The sequence below is a fragment of the Shigella sp. FC1567 genome (assembly GCF_001743015.1).
In the GTDB taxonomy this organism is placed as follows: Bacteria; Pseudomonadota; Gammaproteobacteria; order Enterobacterales; family Enterobacteriaceae; genus Escherichia; species Escherichia coli.
The window spans coordinates 1-10613 of sequence record NZ_MIIV01000060.1 but is presented as its reverse complement, the minus strand read 5'-3'; the positions used below and the strand labels follow the sequence as shown (position 1 = coordinate 10613).

General features: G+C 52.1%; 13 protein-coding genes. 10 read left to right on the top strand and 3 right to left on the bottom strand.

Annotated elements, in window-relative coordinates:
* The coding region (locus tag BHE85_RS05075) for an integrase core domain-containing protein (protein WP_052980286.1) at positions 1 to 334 on the top strand (334 nt) is incomplete at its 5' end.
* Positions 335 to 765: 431 nt separating this feature from the next.
* Here BHE85_RS05075 and BHE85_RS05065 read toward each other — a convergent pair.
* The 3 genes from BHE85_RS05065 to BHE85_RS05055 form a co-directional block, all read right to left on the bottom strand.
* Positions 766 to 1338 (bottom strand): phage polarity suppression protein, encoded by a 573-nt coding sequence (locus BHE85_RS05065; RefSeq protein ID WP_000446154.1) that lies wholly within the window; start codon positions 1336 to 1338, stop codon positions 766 to 768.
* Positions 1339 to 1411: 73 nt separating this feature from the next.
* Positions 1412 to 1912 carry an ogr/Delta-like zinc finger family protein gene (locus BHE85_RS05060; protein WP_000638629.1) on the bottom strand — a complete coding sequence of 167 codons (501 nt, stop codon included), beginning with the start codon at positions 1910 to 1912 and terminating at the stop codon, positions 1412 to 1414.
* Positions 1909 to 2643 carry a hypothetical protein gene (locus tag BHE85_RS05055; RefSeq protein WP_001283018.1) on the bottom strand — a complete coding sequence of 245 codons (735 nt, stop codon included), beginning with the start codon at positions 2641 to 2643 and terminating at the stop codon, positions 1909 to 1911. Before BHE85_RS05055 ends, BHE85_RS05060 begins: the two co-directional genes overlap by 4 nt.
* A 551-nt stretch (positions 2644 to 3194) precedes the next feature.
* Here BHE85_RS05055 and BHE85_RS05045 point away from each other — a divergent pair.
* From BHE85_RS05045 to BHE85_RS05000, 9 genes are all read left to right on the top strand, one after another.
* Positions 3195 to 3461, top strand: a complete 267-nt coding sequence (locus tag BHE85_RS05045) for a helix-turn-helix transcriptional regulator (protein WP_001149160.1) — start codon at positions 3195 to 3197, stop codon at positions 3459 to 3461.
* Complete coding sequence (locus BHE85_RS05040; RefSeq protein ID WP_000980227.1) at positions 3458 to 4057, top strand: host cell division inhibitor Icd-like protein; 600 nt, start codon at positions 3458 to 3460, stop codon at positions 4055 to 4057. The genes BHE85_RS05045 and BHE85_RS05040 overlap by 4 nt, the downstream gene beginning before the upstream one ends.
* Positions 4050 to 4337, top strand: coding sequence for a derepression protein (locus BHE85_RS05035; protein ID WP_001244665.1), 288 nt, complete (start codon positions 4050 to 4052; stop codon positions 4335 to 4337). Before BHE85_RS05040 ends, BHE85_RS05035 begins: the two co-directional genes overlap by 8 nt.
* Positions 4330 to 4785: a hypothetical protein gene (locus BHE85_RS05030; protein WP_000459301.1), complete on the top strand. Its 456-nt coding sequence runs from the start codon at positions 4330 to 4332 to the stop codon at positions 4783 to 4785. The genes BHE85_RS05035 and BHE85_RS05030 overlap by 8 nt, the downstream gene beginning before the upstream one ends.
* A gap of 135 nt (positions 4786 to 4920) precedes the next feature.
* Positions 4921 to 5241 (top strand): DUF5375 domain-containing protein, encoded by a 321-nt coding sequence (locus tag BHE85_RS05025; protein ID WP_000856729.1) that lies wholly within the window; start codon positions 4921 to 4923, stop codon positions 5239 to 5241.
* A 14-nt stretch (positions 5242 to 5255) separates the two neighbouring features.
* Complete coding sequence (locus tag BHE85_RS05020) at positions 5256 to 7589, top strand: primase-helicase zinc-binding domain-containing protein (RefSeq protein WP_000783646.1); 2334 nt, start codon at positions 5256 to 5258, stop codon at positions 7587 to 7589.
* A 758-nt stretch (positions 7590 to 8347) separates the two neighbouring features.
* Entirely contained in the window at positions 8348 to 9616 is a 1269-nt protein-coding gene (locus BHE85_RS05010; protein ID WP_001219048.1) for a tyrosine-type recombinase/integrase, read from the top strand.
* 390 nt (positions 9617 to 10006) lie between these two features.
* Positions 10007 to 10420 (top strand): SIR2 family protein, encoded by a 414-nt coding sequence (locus BHE85_RS05005; RefSeq protein ID WP_005009907.1) that lies wholly within the window; start codon positions 10007 to 10009, stop codon positions 10418 to 10420.
* Positions 10421 to 10448: 28 nt separating this feature from the next.
* The coding region (locus tag BHE85_RS05000) for an IS1 family transposase (protein ID WP_047664789.1) at positions 10449 to 10613 on the top strand (165 nt) is incomplete at its 3' end.

Here is a 10613-nt window from a genome sequence, read left to right as displayed (position 1 = left end):
ACCGTCCGGCACGGTCCATCACAGTGATAAAGGTTCTCAGTATGTATCGCTGGCCTACACACAGCGGCTTAAGGAAGCCGGATTACTGGCATCAACAGGAAGTACAGGCGACTCGTATGACAACGCGATGGCGGAGAGCATCAATGGTCTTTACAAAGCGGAGGTAATACACCGTAAGAGCTGGAAAAACCGTGCAGAAGTGGAACTGGCCACACTCACGTGGGTGGACTGGTATAATAATCGACGATTGCTGGAAAGGCTGGGCCACATCCCTCCGGCAGAAGCAGAAAAAGCTTATTATGCTTCCATCGGAAACGATGATCTGGCAGCCTGAGTTCACAGATAAAACACTCTCCAGGAAACCCGGGGCGGTTCACTTAGCTTCTTATCTTGGGATATGTATCATGTTCAAAAATTAAGCATAACCCCATTGACTTCGTGCGGGCAATGTTTTCACCCTAGAATTTGATCGGTTTAACGTTAAATATTCATAAGTTACATGAGCATTTTTCACTTCTTCCCAATTACAGACGTCATGAGCTGAATATTAATAAAATAATTATCCTCACGGCATGGCGCGCAATGCTCTCCCCGCCACGCCCGCCCGCTTTGCAGGGCGGTTTTAATGCAGTTGCACAGTCACGCTCAGGCTGCGCCGGGAATGGCGCGGTCTGCAGAAAATGAGGCAGGAAAACGCATGCAAAGCCATGCACCTTATCGATGCATGGCTTTTTTCAGTAAAAACGGGCGGATTTTCGGGGAATTTTACACAGACTGACGTGATGCCAGTTGCGCACTTTTACGCGAAAAAATCATGTTCTGCGCAGGGGTGAATTTTTCACGGCTGTCATCCACCGAAGTCGCGTCAGGCCTGAATCCGATGGTCGTTAAAATGTCACTATCCTGTGCGGAATAATTAATTTTTTCCCCCTTCGCAAGCCAGGACAGAAGGGCTTCACGCAGGGCATCTGTGGCACGCTGTATGGCACAGTTTCGGGCAATGGCCGTCAGCTCACTGTAGCCCATCAGCTCCGGTGCCAGTGCCGCCGCCAGTGCTGTGCCGTGCTGCTGCATAAAATCATTCAGCCGGTCGCGGATGCTGATGTGCTGAACGGCTTCATGCGAACGAATATAACGACCGGCAGCCTGATTCACCTGCCATTTTCTGACTTCGATAATATTGCGTAATTCGTCCAGGCGACTGACGTTTCTGCCTTCCCCGGACAGAAGCCGCAGATATTCCTGTTCGGCCGCAGCCAGCTCATTTTTGCGTTGCAGCCATGCTGCTTTGTTATTCTGACAGGTGTCAAAGACCTGCTGTAAGGCTGTGCTTTCCATCGTTATCTCTTTCTCATCATGCTGAAGAATAAAAATACGGTGTGCGGCGACGGCCGGTGTTAACCGGCAGCCCTCATTCCAGACGCAGCGAATATGATTGTGTTTTTAAGCGTACTGGCGGCAGTTCCTGTTTTTCATGCAGGCTTTCTGCCAGTTCGTCCGGCGTGACCGGGCGGACAATAAAACGGTTGATGGTCTGAAGCGTTTTAAACACCAGACCACAGCCCGGATCCGTGCACACATAAAAACGCTCGGTGACTTCCTGAGACAGACGCCGCGATGTTCTTGACAGTGCAAGGCCTTTACATCTCCGACAACAATATCCGGTAACAAGCATTCTTTTCGGGCGTTTCATACTGCCGGAGGCTGACGTCAGTGAATCGCGGTATCTCTGTTTGCCTGAAATGTATTCCATTCCTGAATCTTTACAGTCAGAGAAAAAGCTTTCACTCGCTTCAAATGTCGCAGAGCAATAAATATTCCGGCACTGTGCAATCATTATCTTGGTGCCATCGTCCATGAAATGTGCGCGACGGGTGTGAGCAACATGTCCACACGACGGGCAGTAAATCATGACAGCAGTCCTCTGGCCTTAAGCTCTGCTCCCTGCTGGTCTATTTTGTCCTGCCACACCTTGCGCTGTGCCGGTGTGCCTGCCACCTCATAATCCATGTGCGGGAGTGTTGCCGCTGACAGTCCGGTCAGCCGGAGAACCGGCTCGCCGGTGAGGCTGATTTGCATCTGTTTAATTTTCTGTTCCAGCGATGATTTCACCTGCTGCATGACAGCCTTTTCCGGTGCGACGTAGCCCTGATGGCCGGTGGTGTTGGCGAGCGGATTTTCCTGTACCAGGATACTCAGATGCATTGCCCGGACAAGCGCCTCACAGGTTTCATTCAGGGCGTGTTCCAGCTCATGCTCTGCATACAGACTCAGCAGGTGATGATGTGCCTTCCGGTAGGCGGTGGCCGTGCTGTCACACGCCCCTTTCAGGCGTTCACGTTCAAAATTCAGCACCACGGCCAGATTGTCATATTCCTGTACCAGCTCCCGGCGTGCCACGCGCTCAATGTGGCGCTGTTTCAGCTCGTCGCTCAGGACACCACCGGCTGCACGAAAGGCCGTGCGCCAGTCGTCAGCGTCATTTCCGTCGGCCTGCGCCAGCGCATTTTTTTCCTGCTCTGCCCGTTCAATGGCCGTGACGGTCTCATCCATCAGGCGGGCGTTCTCAAGGTGGGCGGCTCTGGCCTTTTCCAGTTGTGCCAGTGCGGGTTGCAGATATTCAGGGATGGTGTTGTCAGACATTTTCCGGCTCCTCGTCACTTCAGGTTAAGAAAATTGTGACGTACACCGGACAACAACACGACGCATTGCAGATGTGCCAGCCCTGACACAGGAGACTCATCCTCAGACCGGCAAGCCAGGAAAAGGTCGCAGGAAAAACCGGCTTACTGTTTGTTTTTTTATATTTTACTGTTCACCTCTGTTCACCATAAGAAAAAAGATAAGTAATACAGTAAGTTAAAGGGTGAACAATCGCAGTAATGACTGTTCACCGTCTGTTCACCACTGTTCACCCGCTCATAGACTTTTTGTGCTGTTTATTACTTTTTATTTTTATTAATCCACTGAAATAAATAAGAAAAAACAATTTGTATTTCACTATAATTTTTTCCAGCTCCTTCCAGAGCGTTTTAAAGCCATCTGGCGCTGATGTATAAAAAATACACAGCCATTGTAAGACTGCCGGAACAAATCCCCCCTGTTGCATCTGCCAAAAATATTCACAAAATAAAGCGCTACCCGAAGCCGGACGGACTTATCCGGTGCTGTATGGACATTAACGAGGTAGCCCGATGCAAGCTGTTTTTTCTTCCCCGTCTCCCGCCCCTGTGACGCCACTGATGCCGCTGCCGGACATCACGCAGGAGCGTTTTTTACGTCTGCCGGAAGTGATGCACCTGTGCGGCCTGTCACGCTCGACCATCTATGAACTCATCCGTAAGGGGGAATTTCCGCCGCAGGTGAGTCTTGGCGGTAAAAATGTGGCCTGGCTGCACTCTGAAGTCACCGCATGGATGGCCGGACGCATTGCCGGACGCAAACGGGGGTACGACGCATGATGATGCCCGCTCTGCAAAAACTCCCTTTTTCTGGCTTGCCTTTTTCCGGCATTTGCGGATATAGTTTTTCCGCTGCCGCAAAATCGGCAGCCGGGCGTGAGAACCCGAGCAATTCACAGGCGACATATGACGCGCCACGCGTCTTTTTTTGTGTCGCAATCAATGCCACAGAGCGCCAGATTATGGTGTGGTGTGTGGTCAGTCGTGCAGATGGCATTCCGTGCATCCTGCCCGCGTCCGCTCATTATGCCGCAGAGTCAATGGTAGCTCAGGCGGGGCAGCCTCCGGGCTGGCCGGTATCCTGTGAAGCCGGTATTCTCACCCCCGTCTGGGCTATCGCCATCGAGCGTGAGAACTCCGGCGATAGCGTTATTTGCTATTCACAGGAGGCTGCCATCATGGCTACAACCCTTACCCCCTCACACCCTGAATTTGTCTTTGTGTTTGCGGCTGTCCGTCGCGCAGACCGTCATCCCCGTATCTGTATGCTTCGCACCGTGGCCGGTGATGAACGCAGTGCCCGCCGTTCCCTTGTCCGTGACTATGTGCTCTCCCTTGCTGCCCGTCTGCCGGTGGTGGAGGTGTCCCGTGCGTAATAAAAAAGCCCCTCAGACCGTCTCAGCACGTCATGACGCCCGTGAACACCTCAGCATTGAGGCTTACCATAAGCTCAACCGCGCCAGCGCCGTATCCCAGTTTGTTGGGGGTGATTTGATTCACCGTGAACTCTCCGGCCTGCATCAGCTCTACATTCCGCATATTTTCAGCTACCTGAATGAAGATATTGATTTTGTGCTGAATGAGCTGAAAGCCAAAGGCCTGTGCCGCGATTTTCTCGCCCAGCAGAAAGACCGGGGAGACAGGACGCATGTTTGATTTTCCCCAGCCCGGTGAGATTTACCGTTCTGCCGGTTTTCCCGATGTGGCCGTGGTCGGCATTCTGGAAGACGGTATTCCGTGGGAAATGCCGTACCGCTGCCCGGACATTGTCTGGAACCCGTACCGCCGTAAATTCAGTATCCTTGTGCGTATCCTCGCCGACGGGCGCACCACAGACATCCCGCTGGGGCGTTTTCTGCGGGAATTTACCTGTGACCGTCCTGACCTGTTTAAACGCAGCCCCGTAAACCGGCATGCGGTACTGAAAGAAATGGCCGGAGACCCGGAATTACAGAAATGGCGGGAGAAATATCTGGATATTTACCCGCAGGACACTGTTCCGGTCAGCCGGGCAGCACCGGTAGCGCGGGAATGGCGGGAAATTCCCCGCACGGAGCCTGACCCGGAAATCACCCCGGATAACAGTTACCGCAATTATCTGTAATTAAAAAACGACACCCGAAAAATTAAATGTGCGTATTCGCGCAGGGATACGCACGTCTTCAGGAGACGCAGATATGCCTTATCAGTTAATGCAACCGGCACGGAATGCAGTCATCTGTCACAGGGAGGAAAGCAAATGAAAACACCCTTACCGCCCGTCTTACGCGCAGCCCTTTACCGTCGTGCTGTCGCCTGTGCCTGGCTGACCGTGTGCGAACGTCAGCACCGCTACCCGCATCTCACCCTTGAGTCACTGGAGGCGGCCATCGCCGCTGAGCTGGAAGGCTTTTATCTGCGCCAGCACGGTGAGGAAAAAGGGCGTCAGATAGCCTGTGCCCTGCTGGAAGATTTAATGGAATCCGGCCCCCTGAAGGCCGCACCGTCGCTGTCCTTTCTCGGGCTGGTTGTGATGGATGAACTCTGTGCCCGTCACATAAAAGCGCCGGTACTGCACTGAAGGAGAACAACACCATGAAAATGAACGTAACCGCCACCGTCAGCCATGCGCTCGGCCACTGGCCGCGTATTCTCCCGGCGCTGGGGATTCAGGTGCTGAAGAACCATCATCAGCCCTGTCCGGTCTGTGGCGGGAGTGACCGCTTCCGTTTTGATGACAGGGAGGGGCGCGGCACCTGGTACTGCAATCAGTGTGGTGCCGGTGACGGCCTGAAACTGGTTGAAAAGGTGTTTGGTGTCTCCCCGTCCGACGTGGCCGCAAAGGTGGCTGCCGTGACCGGCAGTCTGCCCCCGGCTGACCCGGCAGTGACGGCCGCCGCCGTTGCTGAAACAGACGCTGCCCGGAAGAACGCCGCCGCACTGGCACAAACCCTGATGGCAAAAACCCGTCCCGGAACCGGTAACGCCTACCTGACCCGCAAGGGCTTTCCCGGCCGGGAATGCCGGATGCTGACCGGCACACACAGAGCCGGTGGCGTGAGCTGGCGCGCCGGTGACCTTGTGGTGCCACTGTATGACGACAGCGGCGAACTGGTTAACCTTCAATTAATCAGTGCTGACGGCCGTAAGCGCACCCTGAAAGGCGGACAGGTCAGGGGCACCTGTCACACCCTTGAAGGACAGAATCAGGCCGGAAAACGTCTGTGGATAGCGGAGGGATACGCGACCGCACTTACCGTACATCACCTGACCGGTGAAACGGTGATGGTGGCGCTTTCTTCCGTGAACCTCCTTTCTCTGGCCAGCCTTGCCCGGCAGAAGCATCCGGCCTGTCAGATTGTCCTTGCCGCAGACCGTGACCTCAGCGGTGACGGCCAGAAAAAAGCCGCCGCAGCCGCAGATGCGTGTGAAGGTGTTGTTGCCCTGCCGCCGGTCTTCGGTGACTGGAATGATGCCTTCACGCAGTACGGCGGGGAGGTCACCCGTAAGGCCATTTACGATGCCATCCGGCCACCGGCTGAAAGCCCGTTCGACACCATGAGCGAAGCAGAGTTTTCCGCCATGAGTACCAGCGAAAAGGCCATGCGTATCTATGAGCATTACGGCGAGGCGCTCGCGGTCGATGCCAACGGCCAGCTTCTGTCCCGCTATGAAAATGGTGTCTGGAAGGTGCTGCCGCCACTGGACTTTGCCCGGGATGTGGCCGGGCTGTTTCAGCGTCTGCGCGCGCCGTTCTCCTCCGGGAAGGTGGCCTCCGTGGTGGACACCCTGAAGCTGATTATTCCGCAGCAGGAAGCCCCCTCCCGCCGCCTGATTGGCTTTCGTAACGGTGTGCTCGACACACAGAACGGCACGTTCCACCCGCACAGTCCGTCACACTGGATGCGTACCCTGTGCGATGTGGATTTCACCCCACCGGTGGAAGGGGAAACGCTGGAAACCCACGCCCCCGCGTTCTGGCGCTGGCTTGACCGTGCCGCCGGTGGCCGTGCGGAAAAACGCGACGTGATTCTGGCCGCACTGTTTATGGTGCTGGCAAACCGCTACGACTGGCAGCTCTTTCTGGAGGTGACCGGTCCCGGCGGCAGCGGCAAAAGTATCATGGCCGAAATCGCCACCCTGCTGGCCGGGGAGGATAACGCCACGTCGGCCACCATTGAGACGCTGGAATCCCCGCGTGAACGTGCCGCGTTAACTGGCTTCTCACTGATACGCCTGCCGGACCAGGAAAAATGGAGCGGCGACGGTGCCGGACTCAAGGCCATCACCGGCGGCGATGCGGTGTCCGTGGACCCGAAATACCGGGATGCGTACTCCACGCATATCCCGGCGGTGATTCTGGCCGTGAACAATAACCCGATGCGCTTCACCGACCGCAGCGGCGGCGTGTCACGCCGGCGGGTGATTATTCACTTCCCGGAACAGATAGCCCCGCAGGAGCGCGACCCGCAGCTTAAGGACAAAATCACCCGCGAGCTGGCGGTCATCGTGCGTCACCTGATGCAGAAGTTCAGCGACCCGATGCTCGCCCGGTCACTGCTTCAGTCCCAGCAGAACTCAGACGAGGCGCTGAACATCAAACGGGATGCCGACCCGACGTTTGATTTTATCGGCTATCTGGAAACCCTGCCGCAGACCAGCGGCATGTATATGGGGAACGCCAGTATCATCCCGCGTAATTACCGTAAATACCTCTATCACGCCTATCTGGCCTACATGGAGGCAAACGGCTACCGGAATGTACTCAGTCTGAAAATGTTCGGGCTGGGGCTGCCGGTGATGCTGAAGGAATACGGACTGAATTACGAGAAGCGCCATACCAAACAGGGGATACAGACCAACCTGACACTGAAAGAGGAAAGCTACGGCGACTGGCTGCCAAAATGTGACGACCCTGCAACAACCTGACCCACCTGACCGGCATCTGCCGGTCTTTTTTTATCCCGACCTCCCCCGAAGGTGAACAATCCACTGTTCACCCTTCACCGTATATTCACCCGTTATCACACTGAAATTAAAAGAGAAAAATGAAAGGTGAACAGTGTGAACAATCAAATCAAAAAAAACTTTTTTCTCCCTGTGCGATTTTCAGTACGGGGGATTAATCACCGGTATGAGTCACACCGGCAGAATGCCGGAGGTGAAGAATCGAATGTTCACCCTTCACCCATTATTCACCACCTATCACTCTGAAATAAAAGGAGAAAATTAAATGGTGAACAGTGTGAACAGTTCTTTCGAAAAAAAATTTTTTATGTGGATAAAAGATGCACTGGTTTGGATCCGGGCTACGGATCAAACTTACTGATTAAAAATTATTTAACTTTCCGATTTATTGATGGGCTGAAAATAGATTGGTCAGAAAAACAGTGGGGGCACAAAAGGGGGCATATTTCATTGTTGTGTTTTATTATTTGTTTTTTATCATTAACTTATTTTGATATTTGAGTCCGGCCTTCGCACCAAAAGTATGTAAATAGACCTCAACTGAGGTCTTTTTTTTATGCCTGAAATCCGCGCTACACAAGGCTTTTCCAGCTTTTCCCCTCAACTGAAGTCAACCTGACTCAACCCACATCAACAGGCTTGTGAGTATACTAATGAGTATATTTGCCGATTCGATATTGCTTGTATACTCACGAGATACCAATGGAAGGAAGACCATTATGGCCCTAACGGATACTAAAGTTCGCTCTGCGAAACCTGAGGAGAAAGAGTATTCACTTGTTGACGGCGACGGCATGTCCTTACTTGTAAAACCTGGCGGTTCAAAGTATTGGCGATTTCGTTTCCGTTTTGGCGGTAAACAACATTTGATGGCGTTCGGCGTTTACCCGGATGTTTCGCTGGCGGATGCGCGGAAGAAAAGGGAAGAGGCCAGAAAGCTGGTAGCTGCTGGTATCGATCCTCGTGAGCATAAGCGTGCTGTGAAAGAAGAGCAGGCGAAAGAGATTATTACTTTCGAGAAGGTTGCCAGAGAGTGGCTCGTAACCAACCAAAAATGGTCGGAAGAGCATGCTAATCGTGTAAAAAAGAGCCTGGAGGACAATATCTTCCCGGCAATTGGTTCCCACAATATTGCTGAACTGGGCACCCGCGATCTGTTAATTCCTATTAAAGCCGTGGAGAAATCCGGACGTCTTGAAGTGGCTTCCCGCCTTCAACAGCGCACCACGGCCATCATGCGTTATGCAGTGCAAAGCGGGTTAATTGATTACAATCCGGCGCAAGAGATGGCGGGGGCGGTAGCTTCCAGTAATCGACAGCATCGTCCGGCGCTGGAGTTAAAGCGTATCCCGGAATTACTCCAGAAAATCGATGAATACACCGGCAGGCCACTAACCCGCTGGGCAACCGAACTTACCCTGCTTATTTTTATTCGATCCAGTGAGCTGCGTTTTGCTCGCTGGTCAGAAATCGATTTTGAAACGTCAATGTGGACCATCCCGCCTGAGCGAGAACCTATTCCCGGTGTGAAACATTCTCAGCGAGGAGCAAAGATGCGTACACCTCATCTGGTGCCGCTTTCAAAGCAGGCGCTAGCGATCCTGAAGCAGATAAAACAGTTCTGTGGCGAACATGAGCTGATTTTTATTGGCGATCACGATCCGAGTAAGCCCATGAGTGAAAACACGGTGAACAGTGCATTGCGGGTGATGGGCTATGACACCAAGGTTGAGGTTTGCGGCCACGGCTTCCGCACTATGGCCTGTAGCTCATTGATTGAGTCAGGGTTATGGTCGAAGGATGCGGTGGAAAGGCAGATGAGCCATATGGAACGCAATTCGGTGAGGGCGGCGTATATCCATAAAGCGGAACATCTGGATGAGCGCAAGCTGATGTTGCAGTGGTGGGCTGATTTTCTGGATGCGAACCGGGAGAAGGGGATTACGCCGTTTGACTATGCGAAGATCAATCGGGGTAATGGCGAGTGAGTTATCTAAAAGCGCACATTCGCCTCTAAATTGAAAGCTGCTGACTTATTCAAACGAGGAATTGGTCAGCAGTGCCAAATAGCCGAGTTTTCACTAAGGTAAGCCTTTTTATTGAACCTAATCGGCAGTAATGCTCCACCTAAGCCTAAATTTAAAGTCATGATTACTTATAAAAGGGGAGTGGACCCTTGATTGAGCCCTACATCGTAACAAAGGTACAGCAATTCGGCTACATCAGGAGTGATAGTCAATTAGTTAATCTAATAATTAATTGAATCTAAATAATTAAATTTCTTACGTAAAATTGACCAATTTACTGGTGGTGTAAGCCGCAATATCTTAATGTAATCAGTATAAAGGGGCTTGATTTCTTTTAAAGATAGTATCCGTATGAATTTTAAGAAAAAACTCGAAGAGCATTTTAAGCAGTTCGAAGCATCCCCAGTGTTATTTGTCGGCTCCGGTGTGTCTCGTCGTTATCTTGGTGTGCCATGTTGGCAAGACCTTTTGAAGCATTTTGCTGAGGCAATTGGGGAAAATCATATAAAATTAAAAACAAAATCTAATGGTGACTTACCCGAATATGCACAATTATTGGTGTCTGCATATGCTGAGAAATGGTGGGATACTGAAGAAGGACAATTAGCATTAAGTGAAAAAGAACAGGAGAAAACTTTCATTAACGAACAGTCTCCTTTGAAGTTGTCAATATCTAAATATATTGAGAATGCACATAAAAATATTATAGATAATGATGAGTTAAAACATGAAATTTCTGGTAATGCTGCCAACTTACTGATTTAGTGTATGATGGTGATTTTAAGGTGCTTGCGTGGCTTCCATTTCCATCAGATGTCCTTCCTGCTCCGCTACTGAAGGCGTGGTGCGTAACGGCAAAAGCACTGCCGGACATCAGCGCTATCTCTGCTCTCATTGCCGTAAAACATGGCAACTACAGTTCACTTACACCGCCTCTCAGCCCGGTACGCACCAGAAA

What these genes read in the sequence shown, in the direction of transcription:
- BHE85_RS05030 (WP_000459301.1), top strand. Translation starts at nt 4,330, where the DNA reads ATGTTTGATTTTCCCCAGCCCGGTGAGATTTACCGTTCTGCCGGTTTT.
- BHE85_RS05020 (WP_000783646.1), top strand. Translation starts at nt 5,256, where the DNA reads ATGAAAATGAACGTAACCGCCACCGTCAGCCATGCGCTCGGCCACTGG.
- BHE85_RS05005 (WP_005009907.1), top strand. Translation starts at nt 10,007, where the DNA reads ATGAATTTTAAGAAAAAACTCGAAGAGCATTTTAAGCAGTTCGAAGCA.
- BHE85_RS05025 (WP_000856729.1), top strand. Translation starts at nt 4,921, where the DNA reads ATGAAAACACCCTTACCGCCCGTCTTACGCGCAGCCCTTTACCGTCGT.
- BHE85_RS05060 (WP_000638629.1), bottom strand. Translation starts at nt 1,912, where the DNA reads ATGATTTACTGCCCGTCGTGTGGACATGTTGCTCACACCCGTCGCGCA.
- BHE85_RS05065 (WP_000446154.1), bottom strand. Translation starts at nt 1,338, where the DNA reads ATGGAAAGCACAGCCTTACAGCAGGTCTTTGACACCTGTCAGAATAAC.
- BHE85_RS05045 (WP_001149160.1), top strand. Translation starts at nt 3,195, where the DNA reads ATGCAAGCTGTTTTTTCTTCCCCGTCTCCCGCCCCTGTGACGCCACTG.
- BHE85_RS05010 (WP_001219048.1), top strand. Translation starts at nt 8,348, where the DNA reads ATGGCCCTAACGGATACTAAAGTTCGCTCTGCGAAACCTGAGGAGAAA.
- BHE85_RS05055 (WP_001283018.1), bottom strand. Translation starts at nt 2,643, where the DNA reads ATGTCTGACAACACCATCCCTGAATATCTGCAACCCGCACTGGCACAA.
- BHE85_RS05040 (WP_000980227.1), top strand. Translation starts at nt 3,458, where the DNA reads ATGATGATGCCCGCTCTGCAAAAACTCCCTTTTTCTGGCTTGCCTTTT.